19 protein-coding genes and 2 pseudogenes are annotated in these 20,916 nt (G+C 63.9%); 13 read left to right on the forward strand and 8 right to left on the reverse strand.

All coding sequences use genetic code 11. From position 1 onward, the window contains the following. Window positions 1–42 precede the first annotated feature (42 nt). The gene (locus tag BJ987_RS25075; protein ID WP_209894787.1) at window positions 43–426 is read right to left on the reverse strand and encodes a tyrosine-type recombinase/integrase; all 384 of its coding nucleotides are present in this window, start codon (window positions 424–426) and stop codon (window positions 43–45) included. A gap of 2 nt (window positions 427–428) precedes the next feature. Between BJ987_RS25075 and BJ987_RS25080 the strand changes: the two genes are divergently transcribed. Genes BJ987_RS25080 through BJ987_RS38260 form a run of 3 tightly spaced genes read left to right on the forward strand, consistent with a single transcriptional unit; the run spans window position 429 to window position 1,622 of the window. Then, on the forward strand, window positions 429–734 hold the full coding sequence (locus BJ987_RS25080; RefSeq protein WP_209894789.1) for a transposase: 306 nt from the start codon (window positions 429–431) through the stop codon (window positions 732–734). A gap of 2 nt (window positions 735–736) precedes the next feature. Beyond that, window positions 737–1,486, forward strand: a complete 750-nt coding sequence (locus BJ987_RS25085; protein WP_209894791.1) for an IS3 family transposase — start codon at window positions 737–739, stop codon at window positions 1,484–1,486. After that, complete coding sequence (locus BJ987_RS38260; RefSeq protein ID WP_372446953.1) at window positions 1,455–1,622, forward strand: IS3 family transposase; 168 nt, start codon at window positions 1,455–1,457, stop codon at window positions 1,620–1,622. Before BJ987_RS25085 ends, BJ987_RS38260 begins: the two co-directional genes overlap by 32 nt. A 253-nt stretch (window positions 1,623–1,875) precedes the next feature. Here BJ987_RS38260 and BJ987_RS25095 read toward each other — a convergent pair whose 3' ends face one another. Further along, window positions 1,876–2,952: a PH domain-containing protein gene (locus tag BJ987_RS25095; protein WP_209894793.1), complete on the reverse strand. Its 1,077-nt coding sequence runs from the start codon at window positions 2,950–2,952 to the stop codon at window positions 1,876–1,878. Window positions 2,953–3,295: 343 nt separating this feature from the next. Between BJ987_RS25095 and BJ987_RS25100 the strand changes: the two genes are divergently transcribed. Further along, on the forward strand, window positions 3,296–8,500 hold the full coding sequence (locus BJ987_RS25100) for an NACHT domain-containing protein (protein ID WP_209894795.1): 5,205 nt from the start codon (window positions 3,296–3,298) through the stop codon (window positions 8,498–8,500). 1,057 nt (window positions 8,501–9,557) lie between these two features. Further along, window positions 9,558–9,773 (forward strand): annotated as a pseudogene (locus BJ987_RS25105) (hypothetical protein); the annotation flags it as partial. A 236-nt stretch (window positions 9,774–10,009) separates the two neighbouring features. Here the strand turns inward: BJ987_RS25105 and BJ987_RS25110 are convergent. Both BJ987_RS25110 and BJ987_RS25115 read right to left on the reverse strand, forming a co-directional pair. Continuing rightward, window positions 10,010–12,517, reverse strand: a complete 2,508-nt coding sequence (locus tag BJ987_RS25110) for an ABC transporter permease (RefSeq protein WP_209894799.1) — start codon at window positions 12,515–12,517, stop codon at window positions 10,010–10,012. Beyond that, window positions 12,517–13,257 carry an ABC transporter ATP-binding protein gene (locus BJ987_RS25115; RefSeq protein ID WP_209894802.1) on the reverse strand — a complete coding sequence of 247 codons (741 nt, stop codon included), beginning with the start codon at window positions 13,255–13,257 and terminating at the stop codon, window positions 12,517–12,519. Before BJ987_RS25115 ends, BJ987_RS25110 begins: the two co-directional genes overlap by 1 nt. Before the next feature lie 115 nt (window positions 13,258–13,372). Here BJ987_RS25115 and BJ987_RS37845 point away from each other — a divergent pair, with 115 nt between their 5' ends. The 6 genes and pseudogenes from BJ987_RS37845 to BJ987_RS25140 all read left to right on the forward strand — a co-directional run bounded on the left by BJ987_RS37845 (window position 13,373) and on the right by BJ987_RS25140 (window position 18,214). Beyond that, entirely contained in the window at window positions 13,373–14,494 is a 1,122-nt protein-coding gene (locus BJ987_RS37845) for a sensor histidine kinase (protein WP_209894804.1), read from the forward strand. Next, entirely contained in the window at window positions 14,491–15,141 is a 651-nt protein-coding gene (locus tag BJ987_RS25125; RefSeq protein ID WP_209894806.1) for a response regulator, read from the forward strand. The genes BJ987_RS37845 and BJ987_RS25125 overlap by 4 nt, the downstream gene beginning before the upstream one ends. 253 nt (window positions 15,142–15,394) lie before the next feature. Then, a pseudogene (locus tag BJ987_RS37440) lies at window positions 15,395–15,544 on the forward strand (transposase); the annotation flags it as partial. A 52-nt stretch (window positions 15,545–15,596) separates the two neighbouring features. Next, window positions 15,597–15,779: a hypothetical protein gene (locus BJ987_RS37445; RefSeq protein ID WP_245367875.1), complete on the forward strand. Its 183-nt coding sequence runs from the start codon at window positions 15,597–15,599 to the stop codon at window positions 15,777–15,779. Window positions 15,780–15,881: 102 nt separating this feature from the next. Then, entirely contained in the window at window positions 15,882–16,583 is a 702-nt protein-coding gene (locus BJ987_RS25135; protein WP_209894808.1) for a helix-turn-helix domain-containing protein, read from the forward strand. Between the two features lie 53 nt (window positions 16,584–16,636). Then, complete coding sequence (locus BJ987_RS25140) at window positions 16,637–18,214, forward strand: alpha/beta hydrolase (protein ID WP_209894809.1); 1,578 nt, start codon at window positions 16,637–16,639, stop codon at window positions 18,212–18,214. 152 nt (window positions 18,215–18,366) lie between these two features. Here BJ987_RS25140 and BJ987_RS25145 read toward each other — a convergent pair whose 3' ends face one another. After that, window positions 18,367–18,816 carry a VOC family protein gene (locus BJ987_RS25145; protein WP_209899042.1) on the reverse strand — a complete coding sequence of 150 codons (450 nt, stop codon included), beginning with the start codon at window positions 18,814–18,816 and terminating at the stop codon, window positions 18,367–18,369. Between the two features lie 459 nt (window positions 18,817–19,275). After that, window positions 19,276–19,620 (reverse strand): hypothetical protein, encoded by a 345-nt coding sequence (locus BJ987_RS25150; RefSeq protein ID WP_209894810.1) that lies wholly within the window; start codon window positions 19,618–19,620, stop codon window positions 19,276–19,278. Between the two features lie 301 nt (window positions 19,621–19,921). On the opposite strand from BJ987_RS25150, the gene BJ987_RS25155 reads away from it, so the two are divergent. Continuing rightward, window positions 19,922–20,173: an IPT/TIG domain-containing protein gene (locus tag BJ987_RS25155; protein ID WP_209894811.1), complete on the forward strand. Its 252-nt coding sequence runs from the start codon at window positions 19,922–19,924 to the stop codon at window positions 20,171–20,173. Further along, window positions 20,170–20,316: a hypothetical protein gene (locus BJ987_RS25160; RefSeq protein ID WP_209894812.1), complete on the forward strand. Its 147-nt coding sequence runs from the start codon at window positions 20,170–20,172 to the stop codon at window positions 20,314–20,316. The genes BJ987_RS25155 and BJ987_RS25160 overlap by 4 nt, the downstream gene beginning before the upstream one ends. Window positions 20,317–20,329: 13 nt before the next feature. Here the strand turns inward: BJ987_RS25160 and BJ987_RS25165 are convergent, their stop codons facing one another. Beyond that, on the reverse strand, window positions 20,330–20,554 hold the full coding sequence (locus BJ987_RS25165) for a hypothetical protein (protein WP_209894813.1): 225 nt from the start codon (window positions 20,552–20,554) through the stop codon (window positions 20,330–20,332). A gap of 70 nt (window positions 20,555–20,624) precedes the next feature. Beyond that, window positions 20,625–20,864: a saposin domain-containing protein gene (locus tag BJ987_RS25170; protein WP_209894814.1), complete on the reverse strand. Its 240-nt coding sequence runs from the start codon at window positions 20,862–20,864 to the stop codon at window positions 20,625–20,627. Between the last annotated feature and the right edge of the window lie 52 nt (window positions 20,865–20,916).

Genomic DNA, 20,916 nt, shown 5'->3' on the forward strand with positions numbered 1-20,916 from the left:
GAATGACGCACCTGCGGGCACTTGTGAGGACAGTTCGGCGGCTCATTCCAACGCGCCCGTCCCGTCTGTGTCCCGTCTCCCGTCGGTACCGTCGCCGCTCGTACCCCCGTACCCCTCGGGGGTAGGCTCGGATTCAGCGGCGAACAGTGTCTCGATGGCCTCACGCGTGTGGGAATCCTGGTCTGGCCACAGGTGCGTGTAGACCCGCAGCGTCGTATTAGCATCGGAATGACCCAGGCGCACCTGCACGGTCTTGACCGACGCTCCGGCCTGAATCAGCGCAGACGCATAGAAGTGCCGCAAGTCATGCCAGGTGAAGTGCTTGGGCACCTTTGCCCTCGCGGCCGCTTTGCGGAACTCGGTGAGGTTCCCCCTCTTTCTTGGAGAGCTCCAACCTGTGGTCCGATAGGACCGGAAGGAGTTCATCAGTGGCGGCACCGAAGAAATACCCCGACGAGTTGAGGGCGCGGGCGGTCAGGCTGTATCGGGAGTCGGATCCGAAACCGACGATCCGGAAGCTGGCCGCGCAATTGGGGGTCCATCACGAAGCGCTGCGGAACTGGATCCGCCAAGCCGACGCAGATGCCGGCGAGCGGCCCGACCGGCCCACGACCGACATGGTCGAGGAGAACAAGGCGCTGAAGAAGAAGGTCGCTGAGCTCGAGCGGGTCAATGCGGTATTACATTCTGCGAGTGCGTATTTCGCCTCGGAGCTCGACCAGACCCGGCGGTGATCATGCGGTTTGTGAAAGATCACCCGCACTACCCGGTCGAGCTCGTATTACGGGTGCTCGAGGTTCCTTCCTCGACGTTTTATGAATGGCGCCGCCGCGCGGAGCAGCCCTCGGCGCGACAACTCGAAGACGAGCATCTGCTGGATGAGATCGTCGATATCCATACCAGCTCCGGCGCCACCTACGGCGCGCCGAGAGTGCACGCGATGCTGGCTCGGCGCGGGATCGGGGTGGGCCGCAAGCGAGTCGAGCGGCTGATGCGGGGCGCGGGTTTGCAGGGTGCGTTCCTGCGCCGGAAATGGCGCGGCCCGTCGACCCGCCAGGACCCGCGGGCCACCCCAGCCCCGGACCTGGTCGAGCGTGACTTCACCGCGGCCGAGCCGAACCGGTTGTGGGTCGCGGACGCGACGCGGATCCCGTGCGGGCGAGGCGTGTTCTGGCTGGCGGCAGTGCGCGATGCGTTTTCCAACCGGATCGTGGGCTGGAAGACCTCCGACCGCTGTGACACCGAGCTGGTGCTCGGCGCGCTGGAATACGCGGTCTGGTCACGCGATGTCCGCGACGGGCAGTTGGTCCATCACTCCGATCGCGGGTCGACCTACACGGCATTCAAGTTCTCGGCCCGGTTGGCCGACAACGGGATTGCGCAATCGATGGGATCGGTCGGCGACTCCTATGACAACGCGTTGATGGAGAATTTTCTCCACGCTCGAGACCGAGCTGGTTTACCGGCGGTCCTGGCGGACCCGTGACGAGGCCGAGAACGCACTGTTCGCCTACATCGACGGCTGGTACAACAACCAGCGCATCCAGAAGAAGCTGGGTTGGCGATCACCGGATGAATTCGAATCCAGTTACCATCAACGGGTTCCGGTCGGAACCAGATAATCCGCTCTCCGGATTAGCCGGGGGAACCTCAAGATCAGCCGCGACGGCGGCAGTGCCCATACACGCGTCGCACCACATCCGGTAGTCGTAGTCGAAGCCTGCGAGGTTCCACCGATTCTCTGCCGCACCGTCATTGGCCACGCTTTACAGGCAATCGAAGCGCGCCGCCAGGTACTCCCCGGCGGCGTTTCGCCTATCAGGGGCTAAACCCACGGTGGACTAGCGTATAGGTCGAAGTGCATTGCAGCACGCGTCATCCCGAGTACTTGGCGATGGTTGCGTGTTTCGCAGCAGCAAACTCGGCTGCGTCGAGAATTCCCTGGCTGTGCAGCTCCGACAGGCCTTTGAGTTCGTCGGTCAACCCGCTCGATGGAGGCTGTGACTGCTCCTGCGGTGATTGCACACCGACATTAGGCCGTTTCGCTTCGGCGACCTTGCGTTGCAGCTCAACCAACAGCGGTAGGGCCAGCTTGTGGTCGGGCCGACTGAGGGGGAGACAGTTCGAGAGCGTCCATGGATCGTCGGATGCTTTGTTGCGATCCTTGTGTGACGATCGCCAGAAGTCATGGTTCGCGGTCCCCTGGTAGCTCGGAGTGAGGACTTCAAGGACACCGTTCACCATCCCGCTGTTGTACTCGATGCTGGTGATATCGGTGTAGGAAAAGGTCGTTACGCGACCGCCGCCGAACGAACCCGCCATGAGGCTGGCCATACCGCTGACCTTCGCGATTATGAGGCGATCTTCGAACGCGGCGAGGAAACCTGTTCCGCCCCCGGGGTTGATCACGAACCACGGTAGCTCGGTCGCCGCTGCGTGGGAGTGGAGTATCTCCCACTCCTTGTCGCTGAGTGGGCGGCCGATCCTCCGCACTTCGCGGCGACCTTCCTGCCGTGCCTGCTCCTGTTGGGCTCGTTCGGCCTGCGCAGTGAAGGCGGCCGCTCTGATCTGCTGTGGGTAACCAGCGGAAGCCAGCTGATGGACGAAATACTTGATGAAGTCGACTTCGGCATCGGGCACGGTCCCGAGCGAGATCTCGCCTCGCGTGCGTGAGGTCACGACGAAGACCTTGCTCGCGAACTTCTTTACAACCTCGAAACCGCTGATTTCGTCAGCGTCAACGGCCACCTTGGGCCCCTTGCCGGCTACGTCGCTGCTCAGAAATCCGATGATGCGAGCATTGGTGACGGCGATACCGTCGATCAGGGGCCTCAGGTTATTCGTCTTCGCGAAGGCCCACACGACCTCGCCGGGATGGAGATGCCCACTGAGCGCCGTGTTCCAGGCGTCGGCGGTCTTCTCTTTGAGCTTCGGCGACAGCTGAGGCGGCATAGACAGTCCTGTGGGGAAGGCAGGCGGGGTTGTGCGTGCAGTTATCTCATCGCAGCGCGATCTACGCGCGTTTCATCGAGCGCCGACTGGCTCGAGCGAATGAGCTCAAGTCCATGACGCATCAACCGGCACACCTGGCAAACCGGCAGAAGATGCAATTTCACACGGGCCGGCAGTCGATGGGTTCAGGAGGAGCAGATTGATTGCCCGGCAGCAGATGAGCGAGACATAATATGGAACCCATTCGGTGGGCGGGTCACTCTGGCATGGTGCCGACCCAGTTCTCCCGGCGGTCGCAATGACTATGGTCGTCTGACGGTGACGAGGCGGGAGGCAGCGGAGGATGACGACGATCGCGTTCTCGGACGAAGCAGGTGGCCGAGACCGTACGGAAGCGCTCCTGTGGTCTGCCCCTACAGGGCCGCTGCCGAGGCCACCGATCGACACCAGGGCTCAAGTGCTGCCTATCCGTGAACTGGAATGGGCAGACGCCGAGCGCCTGTTTCTGAGGCTGCTGCACACCGTCCGACCTGTCCAGTTCGCCAAACTCTTCGGTGTACCAGGCCAAGCCCAAGCTGGAATCGACGCCTATGCTCGGCTCCCTCTAGACCTGGAGCACGGCGAGTCCGGCGGTAGGGACTACGTAACCCTGCAGTCTCGGCGGATCGAAAAGCTGACCGCAGCTAAGATCACAAAGGCTGTCGACGACCTGCTGGAGGGTGAATGGGCGGACAGGACGGCAGCGTTCTACTTTGCTACCTCGTTCGACCTGCAGGACACCAAGCTGGACGACGCGATCCGCAAGCAAACCGAACGTCTCGCCAAAATTGAGATCACCTTTGTTCCGTGGGGTGTGCAGGAGGTCTCTACCCTGCTGAAGTACCAGCCACGAATCGTCGATGACTTCTTTGGCCGCACCTGGGTCGAACGATTCTGTGGCTCGGACGCAGCCGAAGCCCTCGCGAATAACCTGTCGAACCAGGACGCCAGAGACCTCCGTGCAGGGCTTGGCCATCTCTACCGCGCAGTCTTCTCTGCACAGGGCGGAGTCCACCTGAGCGAAGAACCAGAACCCGGTGGCGAGTTCGTCATTTTGGACGTCGACCCCAACCGCCAACGGGCCGATGTCGTCGACGCCGAACAGTCTGAGTCGCCCGTCGAAAACCAGCACCCGGCGGAAAGCTCAGGCGATGGACACACTTTCATCGCCTCGCGACTGGGTGCCCGCCGACAGTCCTTCAGATCCGCACGCCGCCTAATGAAGCGCAGAAACCAAACCGTTCCAGCGACGGTTGGCGCCGTTGCGGCTGACGAATGGCTGGCCAACGGGAAATATCAACTACTGATCGGCCGTCCAGGAGCTGGGAAGTCCAGCCTTCTGCGGTTCGTCGCATCGGACCTGCTGTCGTCCCAACCGCAGTCCATCGCCCTGCAAAGGAAACATGGGACTGACCTTCCGATCTGGCTGCCATTTGGGTTTCTATGCCGCCACCTTGAAGCCTCTACCGAAAACTCGCTCGTCTCGGCCGCGGAGGCATGGCTGAAATCGCAGAGCGCCACCCACCTTTGGCCGCTGGTCCAGCACGCTTTACGGGACGACCGCTTGCTTCTGCTGGTGGACGGCGTCGATGAATGGAGCGACGTCGGCGCAGCCGAACGCGCCCTCGGGATCATTGAAGCGTTTCTAGGTCGCACCAGCGCGTCGGCGATTCTCTCCACACGCCCTTATGCGGTTGACCGGCTCAACTGGAGGCGTCCTTGGTTCCAGGCTGAGATCACGCCACTGACCGATCGGCAGCGCTGGACGATCGTGGCCGGGATCCTTCAGCCTGTCGCGCAGTCGGAAGCCTCTCCGGCCGGACCATTGATGTGGACGGTCGGCGTCGAACCATTCCTCGACCAACTGGATGCCATCCCGGAACTGGCCGAGCTTTCCAGGTCGCCGCTTTTCCTGACCCTGCTGGCCGCGACGTGGCAGGGCGAATCCCTACCCCGTCAACGGTTCAAGATCTACGCTCGCCTAGTCGAGTTGCTCATCGAGAAGCATCCTCAGATGCGGCAGCGTGCCTCGCAAGCCAGCGGGGCTGTGCTGCCTGCCACCGAGGTGACCGCGTTGTTCGGCGCAGTGGCCTACCGTCTTCGTGTCAAGGATCCGTCCGGCACTGTCACCAAGCCCGAGATGCGCACGCTCATCGTGGAGTCGATGACCGACGACACCGTCCTGGGCTATCAGCATGCCGAGGCCCGCCGGATTGCCGACGCTGTGCTCGCCATGGCGGAAGACGAGTTCGGGTTGCTCGTATCGCATGGCGCAGGTGCCGTCGGCTTCCTTCACCGAGTGGTGCTCGACCACCTGGCTGGCCAGTATCTCGCCACGCTCGCTGCCGAAGTGCAGGTCGAGGTAATGCAGAGGTTCGTGCACGATCCAGCCTGGCGAGATGTGCTCCTCGCGCTGCTGACTGCGCAGGTCAGCTCTCACGCCGCCGAGCCACTGCTTACCGCAGCCCTTGATACGGGCAGCCAACGATGGGCGGACCTTGACGGATACGAACTGCTCGCCGAGGGCCTCGCCGCCGGTGTCAAGCTCACTCCGAAATCCCAGTCTGGATATATCAACCAGCTCGTCGACCGGGTGGAGACCCATCCGTCGCTACGTCATCGAGCGAACCTCATCACAGCGCTTGCCGGCACGCTCGCGAGCCACACTGCGCAAACCCATCTGCTGCCGATCATGAAGCGCTGGCTGACCGCGCCCCGCCCGGACCCCTCACCGACTATGTGGCTCCTGCGTGATCTCGCCATCGCCGACGAGGTCGCTGCCGAGTACCTGCTCCGGGGTGTTCGGCATCCAGAAGACAACGTGAAGGTCAATGCAGCGCTGGCCATCGCCGGTCGATTCGGTGGCCAGCAGCAACTGCTGGAGCGGCTGATGGCGTTCACAGAGACCGGACCATCCTCAGCGACCCAGGCAGCTGCCATCCTCGCTCTCGGCTGGGGTTGGGATGACGCACCCGAGACCCTGAGGTTGATCGACTGGGCACGTATTCAGCCGTCCATGTCACTTCGGCTGGTTGGTTTGCACCTGCTGCAACGCGGCAGCCCGCATGGTGATGCCGCGCTGTTTCGGCCAGAGGAACGCAAATGGCTGCTGTCATTGCTTCGTCAAGAGGGCCAATTCTCCGCACCGTGGCCTGGCAAGGACCTCGTCAACCTGGCCGCCACCGGGGACTCGCAAGCGGCAGACTTCGCGTATGAGACTTTGACGACCAACGGCGAAAGTGGCGGCGACCGCAATCTGGCATGGCACTTGGCTTGCAACGCCTTCAGCGACAATCTCCGCTTCAAGGACTGGGTGGCCGCCGAGCTCGCAGATCCGGAGGAACGCGGCCTGATCTTGTACGACATTGGCATGATCCCGAAGGTATGGAGCCACGATCCGGAATTCGCGCGAGTTCTCCGCTCCTACGTGGAGGGCAACGTGCAAGATACTTCGCCACACGGCGTCGCTGGTCTCGCCACAACATTGCAACCCGCCGACGCGCAAACGGTGCTGTTGCAAGGCTTGGACAGCTGGAGGCCATACGCCGCGGCACGTGCGCTGGTCGAGCAGCACACCAACGACGAGCGCGTCCAGACTGTTCTCGCCGACCGGCTCCGTGGCGACCTTGCTCAGGCCGCACCTATGGCCTACGTAGCCGTCGACGTGCTCGGTCCAACGGAAGGCTTCGCCGTCCTGGTATCCCTGCTGCGCCAGCTCAACACACATGGTCCGAGCGAGAATCGCGTCGTCGTTGCCGACGCCATCGCCGATGCCTGGAAGCGGTTCGAGAATACCGTCCAGGAGCCGGAGGCTGAAGCTGACGCCATGCGAGAGGTGCTTGCAAGCTACGACCCGGCCGAACTGGCAGCGCTGTGCACGGACGTTAGCCCAGACTTCTTGATGTGGCACGTCCCTGCGGTCATCGCCGCTTGGCCCGGGCAGCCATCTGTCCAGGAGTTCGCCGAAAAACTTATCCACGACCCTGGGCCCATCATTGCGGGGGTTCCGGATACCATTCCGGCCGCAATTCTCAGCGCGTACTGCGCCAGGACCGACGAAGCCGCCCTCCGGATCCTTGACAAAACCCTCGACCTGCTTAAGCACCTCGAGCCAGAGCTGCGCGAAGTCCTGGCGTTCGAACTCGCACGCAGCCCGCTCCTTGCGCCGGACCTCATCGACGTCATGGCGGAATGGAAGAGCGATCCGGACACCGAGGTACGCCGGAACGCCTTCATCGGGCTCATTCAAGCAATCATCCGCGACCAGCAGGCCCGCAACGACCTAGGGGGCACCGACACACGCTCGGCAGAGATGAAATGGCTGCGTGAGGAGATCAAACGGGATCTGTGTGCCTACGGCCCTGAACTCGACGAGCGCCGACGACTAGCGTGGATCGGCATGCTCGCGCTCGGCGACCTCACATTGATTGACGGCATCGTGGAAACGCGGGGCAACTCCGGCGCGCCCGGCGTCGAACTGACTGTCCTCTTTAGTGACGTAGATCAGATCCTCATAGACCTCGTCGCCGACAACTGGGAACAGTTGTGTGATCACTTCGGCGACGATATCTTCGCGCGGCTGACTCGAAATTCCGACGGGCGTCGAACGGCCAGCAAGCTCCGGCACCACGTCATGTCTTCGCTCGCGACAGTCGCTTCCCGGTACTCTGCCATCGCCGAGATGCTCCGTCACGAGGCCGACAGCGATGCAGCGCTTCGCGAAGATCGGAACTTTCTCTTGTGGGCCAAAGAGGAGAATAGGGGTGACGACGGCGTCCTTCGTGCACTCGTGCCAAAACTCGGCCACCTAGTGCACTTCCAGCACAATCAGGTCCTTGAGTCGGTGCTGGACCGAGAAAGCTGGAATGTGCCCGACGCGGTGTTCAAGGCCATACTCGCCAAGGATGCCCTTGACACCCAGCTTGGTCACACCTACCCGAGCGCAGAGCTATCTGTCTACACCCAGCTGTTTCCGACGGACAGCGTGGCTACAGCCGCATTGCGAGACCTCGAAATATGGTTCGACACTGATCCCGCAACTCGTGGGTGCCGTCGCTGGAACGATATGCTGGACATCGCCTTCGGTGCAGCCGAGCCGCAGGATCTGCCGGCTATAGCGACCCGCGTTCACAACCGGATTAGAATGGGCATGCCGGACTGGTACCTGCCCATGTTCACAAGGCCGCTGATGCGACGACTGCGGGTAGACGCAGATGCCGTCGATGCGTTCCATACCGCCCTTCAAGATCCAATGGGGATTCGTGAGACCAGCCCCATAATGGCGGCCCCCTTTGATCCGATTGCCCACGCACACTTGGAACTGCAACCGCTGCAACGTACATACCTGTTCGCCGTGGTATTACGCCAAGCGGGTGCCCTGCCGCGGCTGGGCGCGGCATCGGCCATCCAGGTGCTGGAGTCCGCGTCGCTGGACCTCGTCGTGCACAACCCCTTCACCCACCAAGAGGGCCCACTCTGTCTCGCTGTACTCGATCTCGCCGCGCACTGACTGCGACTGTCTTTCAATCTGATGCACCGCGGGTCGGAGTGGCGGTCGCGTTGTCTATTCAATGCTCGGGGAGAGGGAACGGAGCTACGCGGTAGTCGACATGCTTCGCGGTATGGCTTGGCACGGGGCTCCGCGGCGCGTTTCCTTCCTGCGTCGCGCATGCACACTGCTATACATCAATGACCAGCAGCTTTTGACGATGTAGCGCGTGGGCGTAGTGGTCGTGTCCCCCCTCCGGCACACACCCCACACAGGGCAGTTGTCGAGGCGAGATTCACTTGCGGCAGCTACTCACTAGCTGACGGACGATCGACGAGGCTCAAGTTCACGGGGTGGGGCTGACACAAGTTCTCCGATGCTGCTTTTGCATCGGCGTCGGACGAGGCGGGGCCGGCCGAACTCGGCGTCGGAGGGTAGGGCGTACGAGCGAACGATGGATGGGGCGCATCCGAAATTGAGGCGTCATAGCGAACACGTGGCCGGCGACCTTGGCCGCGGCGCCGTGAAACAGTTCGCTGCCCAGTTGCTGATTCCGAAAATGCTCTGGCGTGTCGCTCAGCGACACGCCAGCAGCATCCCGCTCACTGCGAACGTCTGCGAACGTTTTCGCGAACGAATTCAGCCTCAGCGGCCGTGATCTCGCAGTATGCCTGGTAATGCCGACGCGCGCCCTCGGCCAAGTGACCGAAACCCATACCCATTACGCGGCCAGTGGACCTAGCGATCTTGGACAAGATCGCCGGCACGGGACAGCAAGAGTGTGATGCTCATCCAGCTCCGCGCAAGGGTTGCTATAAGGAATTTGCTGGAGGCACTGAGGCCAATGTGTAGCAGCTCCACCAATCAGGGGTGTTTGTGGACGCCGGGTCATCGACGTCCACCACACGGCTGTGCGTTTATACCCCGTACCGGTATACGCAGTGGCCCGTCATTCTCCCGTCACACCAGTAGAACCACTGCGTTTCAATGGGAAACAACAGGCCACGACGAGTTCGCCGTTTTCGCAGTTCACGGCGCAAAACCAGCGCCTGACCCGACTTCCATCGCGCTAGGCCCGATCATGATGCAGTACATCGCCTTCGGCATGATCGCCGCGCTGTTCATCGACGCCACCCTGCTGCGCATGCTCCTGGTCCCCGCCGTCTTGCAGTTACTCGGCGATCCCTGCTGGTGGGCGCCGGCCTGGATGCTGCGAATCCAGCGAAGACTCAACTTGAGTGACGCTCTACCAGCCGAAACGCCGACCAGCAGCCTCGTTGCAGGCCGCCGGTGAACGTTTTTCGAACGTTTTCCACCTAGCATCCGCGTAGTCGATCACCGGCCGCAGGCTCACACAGGCCTGCGTCGTCATTCTCGGCTGTTCTGCGGCCGCTTCGCCCGCTGGCGCTCATAGGAATCTGATCGACGCGAACCGAAAATGCGGGACACCATAGGCGGCGGGTGCGTTCGCGGCAGGCGCTACGCGGTTGACACTCAACCGGTTTGGGGCGGAACCGTATGCGGTCGTGGTCATCGGGCAATGGCGGCTAGAACAGATACCCGTGACGCCTGTCTCGCGGGCCAGAACGCGGCGAGTACTGCGGCAGTCACCATGCCGAGCAGCGCCAGCGCGATCGTGCCCATGGGGATGGTGGCGTCGAGTATTCGTTGACCGAATACGACGTGCTGCATGACCATGCCAGCCCACAGTCCGACCACAACGCCGAGTACCGCGCCGAAAGCGCAGATCAGCAGGCTCTCTGCGGTGATCATCCGCTGGATCAGACGACGCTGCGCCCCGATGGCGCGCAGCATGCCGATCTCGGGTATCCGTTCCCACACAGACAGCAATAGCGTGTTGACCACGCCGAATACCGCGACCAGGATAGCGAGCCCGAACATGGCGTAGAGCAGCACGAACCCGAAGCGCTGGGCGCGGACATAGTCATCGGCGAGCACGTCACGATCGAGCACGGCAATGTCGGGTCGGTCGCCGACCGCGCGCTCGATCGCGGCTCGGGCTTGCTGGGGGTCCACCCCGGTGGCATAGATCAGCGTGATCCGGTCCTGCAGCCGCTGCGGGACTCGGTTCACGTCGAGGTACACGCTGGATTGCAGTTCGGTCGCCTCGTAGATGCCGGTCACCACACTGCGGATCGGTGTGCTGCCCGGCAGCCGCAACGTCACCTCATCGCGCACCGCCAACCCCAGCATGTCCGCCTGATTCCGGGACACCAGGATGCCGGAGCGTAGATCGGCACTACCGGCGATGAGTTCGGGGGTCAGCACCGAACCGATGGCCTCCGGTTCCACGATGGACACCTGGCGAATGTCGGTGCCGCCCGAATGATCGATATCGGCGTACACATTCCGGGTGGCGGCGGCCGTCCGTACCGAGGGCAGCGCCGCGATCGCCCGCAGTGTCTCCGGGTCCAGCACCGAATCACCGCCGGCCGCGGAGCGCAGGATCGTGGTACTCACCGGCACGTTGTCCCGCACGCTGGAGCCGACCAGCGAATCCAGCGTGGCGCTCAGTGTGGCGAACGCGCACACCAGGGTCAGGCCGATGGTGATCGCGATTCCGGTTCCCGCGGTGCGCCGCGGATTGCGTGCCGCGTTGCGCACACCCAGTCGAAGCGCCGGACCGGACCACCGGCCGACCAGCCGCAGCACCGGGGGTAAGCCGACCGCGGCCAGCCGCGGCGAGAGCATCACCACCCCGATCACGCTCAGCACCGCTCCGCTCAAGCCGATAATCCGGGACTGGTTGTCCGCGCTGGGATCTGCGGTCAGCAGCACCAGCCCCACCCCGGCCAGCACAGCGCCGGTCCCCACCCAGGTCCGCAGGCCGCGCTCGGCGACCGGCGACACCGCGTCCAGGCGCAATGCGGCCAGCGGGGACACTCGGCCGGCGCGCCGCGTGGCACCGGAGGCCGCCAGGATGGTCACCACCAGCGCCACCGCATACCCGAGGAGCACCGCGACCGGAAACCCCGCGTACACGATCTGCTGATCCGGCCGCATGATTGCCAACAACAGCGGTGCCAGCCCCACCCCGGCCAGCACCCCGAGGGTGCCGCCGACCAGTGCCAGACCCACCGCCTCCAGGATCGTGGCCGCCTGAATCTGGCGCCGGTGCGCGCCAACCGCGCGCAGTAGGGCGAACTGCCGGATCCGCTGGGTAGCCAGCATGGTGAAGGAGTTGGTGATGACGAATATGCCGACCAGTACTATGATCCCGGACAGTGGCAGTAGGACCAGCCTGAGGTCGTTGGCCTCGCTCTTCGCCTCGTCAGTTGCCGCCTGTGCCGGTTGGTCCCCGGTGAATGCATGGCCCTGCGGCACCAGGAGGGCGGCCTGATTTCGAACACCGACCGGGTCGGCGCCCGGCCGCAATGCCAGTTCGATCCGAACCAGGTCGCCGCTTAGGACCGAGGCCACCTCGTCGGCGGCGAACGCGGCCACCGGGACCTGGTCAGCGCTCGTTTCGTCGTCGGACTCCGCAGACTGCGGGCCCAGCGTCCGGTAGTCGAAGAACCCCACTATCCGAGCGGTCAGTCGGCGCTGCTCGGACAGCAGCACTGTCGCGTCGCTGTCCAACACGAGCCCCCCGGCCTCGGCCGTAGCCCGCTCCACCGCGATTTCCCCGGCATGCGGTGCCCGTCCAGCGGTGAGCGTGAACCGGCCGGTGTCATCCCAGCCGGTGCCGGCCTGTTCGGGCACGGTGGCCGAGGCAACCAGTTTGCCGTTCGGGGCGACGACACCGGCGCGTCCGCGTTGAACCCCGGTCGCCCGAACCACCTCCGGCAGGGCCGCGAGCCGCGCTATGTCCGGCGCGGAAAATGCCGGTCCGGTGGAGTTCATCTGCACCGATACCCCCACATCGGCGCGGGTATGCTGCACGCTCAGACTGGTGGCAATCGAATCGCTCATTATCCAGCTGCCCACCGTGGCCGCGACGCCCAGCGCGATGGCCACCACCGTCAGCAGCACCCTGCCCCGATTCGCCAGCAAGTCACGGATCAACGCTGTCCGCATCAGCGCAGCCCGTCCAGCGAGTACATCCGCGCCAGCACCTGATCCGCTGTCGGTTCGCGCAGCTCATCCACAATGCTGCCGTCGGCGAGAAACAGGACTCGGTCGGCGTAGGCCGCCGCGCTCGGCTCATGGGTAACCATGACCACGGTATGCCCGAGCGAATGCACCGTGGTGCGTAGCAGTTCCAGCAGCTCGGCGGAGGCCGCGGAGTCCAATGCGCCGGTGGGCTCGTCCGCGAACACCACTTCCGGCCCGGTGGCCAGCGCACGCGCCACCGCCACCCGCTGTTGCTGCCCACCGGAGAGCTGGGTGGGACGATGGCTGAGCCGATCGGACAACCCGAGCTCGGCCACCACGCGATCGATGGCTTCGGAATCGGGTTGCCTGCCCGCCAGACTGAAGGGCAGCTCGATGTTCTCCAGCGCGGTGAGCGTGGGTAGCAGGTTGAACGCCTGGAAGACGAACCCGAGGCGGTCCCTGCGCAATTCGGTCAGCTCGACATCCCGCAGTCCAGTCAACTCGACATCACCCAGCAATACTCGGCCCGCACTCGGTTGGTCGAGCCCGGCCAGACAATGCATCAGCGTGGATTTTCCGGAGCCCGAGGGCCCCATGATCGCGGTGAACTCACCGTGCCCGAACGCTGCGTCCACCTCGTCCAACGCGACCACCCGCGCTTGGCCGCTGCCGTAAATTTTGGTCAGCCCGATGGCGCGCACGGCTGTCTGTGTGTCGTTCATGGTCGTCCATGCTCGGCGGCCGGCCCCAGCGGTTCATCCTCCGAAATGCGAAAAGTGCCACATACTTTCGATCCGGATGCGGCTCCGGTACCCCGGACGTCGCTACAGTCGTGACGTGAATGAAGGTGTGGAACGGGTCCGGCATGCCGGGGTCTACCTCGCCGCGGCGCTCGTAGTCGGATTGACTTTCTTGCCGACCCATACGCCGGACCCGTGGCCGGCGGCGCTGCTCGCGCCGGTCGTGTTCGTCTCGATCGTGCTGTCACCGCGGCTACCGTGGCCGCTGCTGGCGCTGCCGTTCTTGGTTTGGCCGGTGAACGCCGCGTTATGGCCGGTGAACGCGGTCGCCGGTTATACCGCGGCGAACACGCTGTCTGGGTTGCGCCACGTGCTCGGCTACGGCTGCGGGATCACCGTGGTGTTCCTGGCTCCGGAATTGATCAACCAGCTTCGGTTCGGACTCGACACCGAACAGCTCGGGGCCACCTGCGGGGTCACGGTGATCTTCGGCTGGGGTCCGATCTTGTTCGGGCTGCTTCTGAAGGCGCGGCGGGAGGTGGTGGCCGGACTGCGGGCCAGGACAGCCCAGCTGGAACGAGAGCAGACCGCGCGTACCGAGCAGGCCAGGGCGCAGGAGCGAGCCCGGATCGCCAGGGATATGCATGATGTTGTCGCACACCGGGTCTCACTGATGGTGTTGCATGCTGGAGCGCTGGAAACGGGGACATTCGACGAGCACAGTGCGGCGCAGGCGAGACTGATCGGGACCGCGGGCCGGGAGGCGCTGGCACAACTGCGCGAGGTGCTCGGGGTGCTGAAGGAAGCACCGGGAGAGCTGGCGCCGCCGGCCACGCTCGCCGAACTCGACCTGCTGCTCAACGAGTCCCGGTTGGTGGGCGTACCCGTCGTCCGGATGGATCTCGGTGACCCGCGCCCACTGCCGATCATGGTGCAGAACACTGCCCACCGGGTGGTCCGTGAGGCGCTGACCAATGTGCACAAACACGCTGGCCTGGTGCACACCGAGATCCGGATGACCTATCACCCCGACGCCCTGGAGGTACAGGTGAGCAACGAACCCGGCTTGGAGCGGGCCGACCGGTTACCCGGCAGCGGGCTCGGCCTCATCGGCATGACCGAGCGAGTGAAACTGCTGGGTGGCGGACTGGATTTCGGCTCGACCGCAGGCGGTGGCTTCCGCGTCCGGGCCTGGCTGCCGACCGGAGAGCCCGCATGATCCGGGTCCTGATAGTCGACGATGAACAATTGGTCCGCACCGGGCTGCGGATGATCCTGGAGTCCAGTGCGGATATCCGAGTGGTCGCTGAGGCGGCCGACGGCCGCCAGGCCGTGCGAACCGCAGCGACCCACCGGCCGGACGTGGTGCTGATGGACGTCCGGATGCCCGGCATGGATGGACTATCAACACTCACCGAGCTGCGCCGCACCGATCAGCGGGCAAAAATTGTCATGCTGACAACCTTCGACCTGGACGACTACGTGCACACGGCACTACGGTGCGGGGCAGTCGGCTTCCTACTCAAGGACACCACACCCGGCGACCTGATCGCCGCTGTGCACGCGGCGGCCGAGGGCAGCGCCATCCTGTCTCCCCGCGTCACGAGAAAACTGATCGACGCCTTCGCAACCCGGGCCCATCCCAATGCTGCCGAGGCCCGCCGCAAACTGGCCGCGCTGACCGAACGGGAACGCGATGTCGTCAACGCTGTCGCCCGCGGACTGTCCAACGCGGACATCGCCAAGGATTTGTTCATGAGCGAGCCGACAGTGAAGGCCCACGTCAGCCGTTCCCTCACCAAACTCACCCTCAGCAACCGCGTCCAGCTCGCCCTCCTCGTCCGCGACGCCGAACCACCCAGCTGACCACCTGACGCCGAGCGGCCCTACAGCAGCGGAACGACCAGACTCAGCTCACCAACCCAAGGTGACCGCGAAATCGGTTGCCGAGAACACGTGTTCGTAAGAGACACGAGTATGCAGAGGTTCATTGCGCTGAGACGGCCGACTGGTGTCGTTCACAGGGGGTCAGCGCGGGTGGCCAGTCCCCAGTGAATGAGACCACTCGGTATTGGAGTCCTGTTGGCCCTGGTCAGGGCTGGAAGAGACACTGAGTGACATGGCAGGACGCAAGCGGCATTCCGCGGAGGACATCGTGCGGAAGCTGCGCCGCGCCGATGAGCTGGCCGCGGCGGGTAAGTCCGGGGAAGATATCGCCGCGGAGCCGGGGATCTCGGCGGCGGCGATGTACAACTGGCGACGCCAGTACGGCGGTGTGGATACCGATGCCGCCAAGGAACTCAAGGAGCTGCGCGAGCAGAATGCCCGGCGATACCGGAGGCGACGCTCTGGCGCAGGCGATTTGGGGTCCGGTGATGAGCACCCAGGTCGAGAACGAGCAAATCCTGGGAGTCCTCACCCATGGCGGCAGACTACGCATGACCATGACCAGTCACGGGGCGATGGCCGGCATCGTCGCGCAACTCACCGCCGCCGTCTCCTGAAGGGCCATGCAGCGCACGACCTTCACGCAGCGGTTGACTCTGCCCCGAGGGCACGGTTCAGAATGTGCTCCACAGCGACCGGCACCAGGCACGGGAGACGACATGGGATGGAGCACTCGCGAACTCGCTGAACTCGCGGGCGCGACGGTGAAGGCGGTGCGGTACTACCACGACGTCGGTGCCCTCGACCAGCCGGTCAGGACGTCCAACGGCTACAAGCAATACGGCGTCACACATCTGCTCCGGGTGTTGCAGATCAAGCGGCTGACGGCTCTCGGATTTTCGCTGGCTCAGGTCGCGGCCATGGGCAACGAGATCGATCATCCGGAGCACTCCCTGCGCGCGCTGGACGCTGAACTGGAGGCGACGATCGAACGCTTGCAGCGGGCGCGGGCCGAATTGGGTTCGATCATGCGGGATTCCGCCCGGCCGGATCTGCCACCCGACATCGCCCTGGCGAGTCGAAACGGTGGTCTGACCGATGCCGACCGGTCTTTCGCTACATATCTGAGCAGAGTGCTCGACCCGCCGGCCCTCGCCGCGTACGGCGAATTACTTCGAACCCCCGCCGGAGCGGATTTCGACGAATTGCCCGCCGATGCCGACGAATCGACTCGAGCCGATCTCGCTCGCCGCATGATTCCGGAAATCGCGGCACTGGCGGAGAAGCACCCGGGTCTGTTCGGGGCACTCACCGTCCGCGGCCCACGCACGAAACAGGACGTGGTGGATGTGATGTTGGAGCTCTACAACCCAGCTCAGCTCGACGTCCTGCGCCGCGTGGGTCTCGGCCTGCGTGACTGACGCCGACCTTTCCCACCATTCACGTTGTCTTTCCCGATAGGAGCTCCATACCCATGTTCAGATCAAGACGAAAGCGCGCGGCTGCCACGATGGCGGTGGCGTCGACGATGATCGTGGCTCTCGGCGCGTGCGGTTCCGGCTCTACGCCCCCCGGTGCACGAAGCCCCGAGCCCGAGCCGTCGATCGAACTCCAACGGTTCTACGATCAGACCCTGAACTTCGAGTCGTGCGAGCGATATGCGACGACCTCCGCCGACCGGGACACCTTCACCCGAGACCCCAACTTTCAGTGCGCGCGTACGCAGGTGCCACTCGACTATGACGATCCCGAAGGGAAGACGGCGTCGGTCGCGCTCCTGAAGACGCCTGCCAGAGGCAAACCCATCGGGTCGCTGGTGCTCAATCCCGGTGGCCCCGGCGGAGCGGGGATGGGGATGGCTGCGCTCGCGGCCGGATCGCTGAGCAAGAGCCCAGTGACAGAGAACTTCGACCTGGTCGGTTTCGATCCACGCGGGGTCGCGGCATCCACCCCCGCGATCGACTGCTTCTCAGACGCGGAAATCGATGCGGGACAAGGTAGTACGACCGTGTTGACCGGTTCCGGATCTTGGACCGAGACGGAGACCCGGACGATCGTGGAACGGTGCTCGCAGCGCTCCGGTGGTGACGATATCCTCGCCGGCGTCGGGACCCGCAACGTGGCCCGCGACATGGACATTCTTCGCGCGGTACTCGGTGACGACCAGCTCACCTTCCTGGGGCGCAGCTACGGCACGAGGCTGGGCGCGGTCTACGCCGAGATGTTCCCGGCCAAGGTCAGGGCGATGGTGCTCGACGGCGGCATCGACCCGCATCTGGGCACGGCCGAACGCCGGGTGACTCAATTCCGGCAGTTCCAGCGAGCTTTCGACGACATGGCCGTCGCCTGCGCATCGACGCCGGACTGTGCGCTCGGAACCGACCCGAGCCGGGCCGTCGAGGTCTTCCATGGCATCGCGCGACCACTGATCGACAAGCCGATCGTGACAGCGAACGGTCGACGCATGGATTTCGACGCCGCCTACGGCGCGGTGACAGCGGGCCTGTTCGACTCGAGGGTGTGGCCGATCATCACCAAGGGTATCGGCGAACTTCGCGACGGATCGCCGGAGACGCTGCTGCGGATCAGTGACGTGTTCAGCGGGCGCGGACCCGACGGCGTCCACCCGAACTTCTCCGAAGCGAACTTCGCGATCAAGTGCATGGACGAGCAGCGCAACACGCCGGAAGAGGAAGCCGAACTCAAGCGCAGAGTCCAGGAGGTGGCGCCGTTCACCGATGCCGGACTCGGCACCGAGGGCGCGCGGGACGCCTGCGAATCCTGGCCGGCCGCACCGGGTTTGGACTACCCGTACGCCACCGGCATCAGCGGACTATCGGACACGCTGACCATCTCGATCACCGGTGATCCGACCACGCCGTACGACGGCGGCGTGCGCCTTGCCGACACCCTGGGCGGCAGCCTGCTCACCGTCGACGGTCAGCAGCACACCATCGCAGTAGACGGCACCAACAAGTGCGTCGACGATATCGTCGCCGACTACCTCGTCAACCTGAAGTCCCCCGCGGAACAGGCCCGATGCAGTCTGTGACGCTCCGCCCATCACCGCGAAGGATGGACGAAGCGCCTCGGTGCGGACCAAAAACGCACCGGCACTGGTGATTACGGCTGTCGCGGTGGCAAGCATGAGGTACAGGTCAGACGGCCCCAAGCTCGCCACGCGGCACTATCGCTCACTTTTGGCTACTCGTCAGTTGCCGTCGATGTGAGTGCTTGGGCGAACATAACGAGGATTCCGCTCGGCCCGCGCAGGTAGGTGAGCTTGTAGACGCCCTCATAGTTGGCCACGCCCCGGAGCGGGTAGTGACCGTGCCTGGCCGCGATCGCGAGGGCCTCGTCGATGTCGTCGACGGAGAAGGCGATGCGGTGCATGCCGATCTCGTTGGGCAGCGTAGGTGGAGTGTCGATTGCCTCTGGATGGATGTACTCGAACAGTTCAATCTGCCCGGAGCCGTCCGGAGTCTGGAGTACCGCAATCTTGGCATGATTGCCGTCGAGGCCGACAGCGGTGTCGGCCCACTCACCGCTGACCGTGTCTCGGCCGAGGACCGTGAGGCCGAGGTCGGAAAAGAACCTGATCGTGGCCTCGATGTCGCGGACGGTGATGCCGATGTTCTCCAGCTTGATGGTCATCTGTGGGTTTCCTTCGATTGGTTGAATGTTCCGGTACTGGGTGACCTGCCGGCTCACCCAGTGGTTCCGACCGAGCTCATGGTGACTCGTCCGGGGTGGACCAGTTTGTTAATGCGTCGGTCGAATCCAGACGGTCGTCAGCTGACTCGCCTTCGCATAGGCCGAGAGGTTCATGGCTCATGGTCAGTCCTTGCCGGTCCGGGCCGCCTTGTCGGCAGTGTTCACTCGGGAGACGGAACTGATCGCGATTTCTCGACATAGAGAAGGCCGGCTCGACCCCAACGCAAGCGTGCTCAGCGCGGCCTGGGCGAACTGCGGCTGCCCCACGGCCCGATCCGGCTCTGCTCGTACTCCCTCGACATCCCGGTTTCGCGGATGCTCGAAGTCGCCGCCGAGCACCCACTCCGAAACTCGATGAGTTGCGCGCGATTCGAGCGATAAGCGGATGTTGACGCCAGATCAGAGGCTCGGGGGTCGGCGGTCGGTTGGGCCGAGAATGTCCAGTCGTACGTCGAAGACGAAGGGCACATCGTCGGGTCCACCGGACAACCACCATGTGCTGACGGTAGCTATGCCGTCGTTGACGTCCTCGATCGTGCACTCGATCGTGGTCGGGCAGGGATAGGTCGATGTCGGAAACAGTTCCCCACCGAACATGGCGGACTTGCCGACTAGTTGGTGAGGTCGGCCGTACGCGTCTGCCAATTCGACCAGGACGATCCCCGGTTGCGGATCGTCGTTGAGCCAAAGGACAGCGGTTGCAGGCAATTCACAACCATCGCCCTTGCCCAAGTTCGCTTCCACGGCAACACCTTATCGGCCACCCTGCGATCCGCTGAGCGTGCCCGATAGTGGCACTATCGTGCGTTCACCGGCGCGCGCTCAGCGGCATGTGCGGACGTTCATATGCCGACCGTTCGTAAGTGGGACACCGAGGAGGGTTGGATTGAGGCGAAGTCGGGGTCCGAGAGGTTGAGATGGCCGTATTTGATTGCAGCTCAAGGCGATTCGGCTAATCGTCTGCGCTGATCCGCGAGGGGATGTCACGCTGTAGGTGCTGCGGCGTCACCCCAAGCGGCCTGATGGATGTGAGGAAGTACAGACGATGCCTGAAATCACGAAGTTGAGTACCGACGAGGCCCTGGCAAGTGGTGGTACCGAGGTCATCGTGACAGGGTCAGGATTCGAAGGAACCAGCCGGGTCTTCTTCGAAGATGTCTATAACAAGCAATTCGACGTGCAGAAGTACACGGTGGAAAGCGCCAGCCGCATCACTGTGATCAGTCCCGCCACACCCGGGGCAAGTACCACATCTTCGTCGTCGCCAACGGGCAGGAGTCCACCGTTCCGCAGGTGACCACCATGGTTCCTGACGGCGACACCGGGCCAGGGGGAACCCACGGAGTCACCGCGACATCGCAGCCCGGCCGTGCCGCCGAGATCCAGGTGGTGGCCGAGCTCACTAACCTCGATGACGTGTTTAGCGTCCCCACCATGTGAAGGCCCCTGTCTACTAGAAGCCCGTCTGAGCAGCAGTGCGCACGTCGAGAATCGTTCCGTTCTCCAGCTCCCGCTCGGCCGCCCACACGTCCTGGATCGGTTGCCACACGGTGTCGAGAAACGTGTCGTGAAGGCCTGGTGCCGAACAAAGTGCGTTGACCGATTTCGGACGTTCACCTCCTGGGCGACGCACGAAATCGGCATGATGGCGCATTGCCGGGGCCGAGATGCTCCACACCCGTTTGTGCGTAGGACCGCGAGTAGCCCGGCGGAAAATACCCGCCGGGCTACTCGTCGTCCCCCTGGGGCTATGGGGATACGCCCAGCGCCTGACAGATCGCCTGAGTGCCCATCCCATCGGTGATGAAGGCATAGATCTCGGGGGCGTTCTCGTTGACGAAGGCGGTGCGCTGGTCGCTGAAACTGCCCTGGTTACGGGCGATCCCGAGCATCAGTTCCTTGACCTCTGCCTCAGTGCTGTTGGAGGTGATCTGGTCTCTGATGTTCTCCACCAGCGCTTCACAGAACTCGAATTCAGGGTTGGCCATTCGTCGGGATCCTCTCTGCGGAGGCCGGGCCGTGCCGACGCGGCCTAGTCTG

Origin of the sequence: Nocardia goodfellowii, assembly GCF_017875645.1 — a bacterium.
Classification (GTDB): domain Bacteria; phylum Actinomycetota; class Actinomycetes; order Mycobacteriales; family Mycobacteriaceae; genus Nocardia; species Nocardia goodfellowii.

Bases quoted from the DNA above. Each gene is read 5' to 3' on its own strand.
- BJ987_RS25075 (WP_209894787.1), bottom strand. From the start codon at position 426: ATGAACTCCTTCCGGTCCTATCGGACCACAGGTTGGAGCTCTCCAAGA.
- BJ987_RS25085 (WP_209894791.1), top strand. From the start codon at position 737: ATGCGGTTTGTGAAAGATCACCCGCACTACCCGGTCGAGCTCGTATTA.
- BJ987_RS25095 (WP_209894793.1), bottom strand. From the start codon at position 2,952: ATGCCGCCTCAGCTGTCGCCGAAGCTCAAAGAGAAGACCGCCGACGCC.
- BJ987_RS25100 (WP_209894795.1), top strand. From the start codon at position 3,296: ATGACGACGATCGCGTTCTCGGACGAAGCAGGTGGCCGAGACCGTACG.
- BJ987_RS25110 (WP_209894799.1), bottom strand. From the start codon at position 12,517: ATGCGGACAGCGTTGATCCGTGACTTGCTGGCGAATCGGGGCAGGGTG.
- BJ987_RS25115 (WP_209894802.1), bottom strand. From the start codon at position 13,257: ATGAACGACACACAGACAGCCGTGCGCGCCATCGGGCTGACCAAAATT.
- BJ987_RS25125 (WP_209894806.1), top strand. From the start codon at position 14,491: ATGATCCGGGTCCTGATAGTCGACGATGAACAATTGGTCCGCACCGGG.
- BJ987_RS37445 (WP_245367875.1), top strand. From the start codon at position 15,597: ATGCCCGGCGATACCGGAGGCGACGCTCTGGCGCAGGCGATTTGGGGT.
- BJ987_RS25135 (WP_209894808.1), top strand. From the start codon at position 15,882: ATGGGATGGAGCACTCGCGAACTCGCTGAACTCGCGGGCGCGACGGTG.
- BJ987_RS25140 (WP_209894809.1), top strand. From the start codon at position 16,637: ATGTTCAGATCAAGACGAAAGCGCGCGGCTGCCACGATGGCGGTGGCG.
- BJ987_RS25145 (WP_209899042.1), bottom strand. From the start codon at position 18,816: ATGACCATCAAGCTGGAGAACATCGGCATCACCGTCCGCGACATCGAG.
- BJ987_RS25155 (WP_209894811.1), top strand. From the start codon at position 19,922: ATGCCTGAAATCACGAAGTTGAGTACCGACGAGGCCCTGGCAAGTGGT.
- BJ987_RS25170 (WP_209894814.1), bottom strand. From the start codon at position 20,864: ATGGCCAACCCTGAATTCGAGTTCTGTGAAGCGCTGGTGGAGAACATC.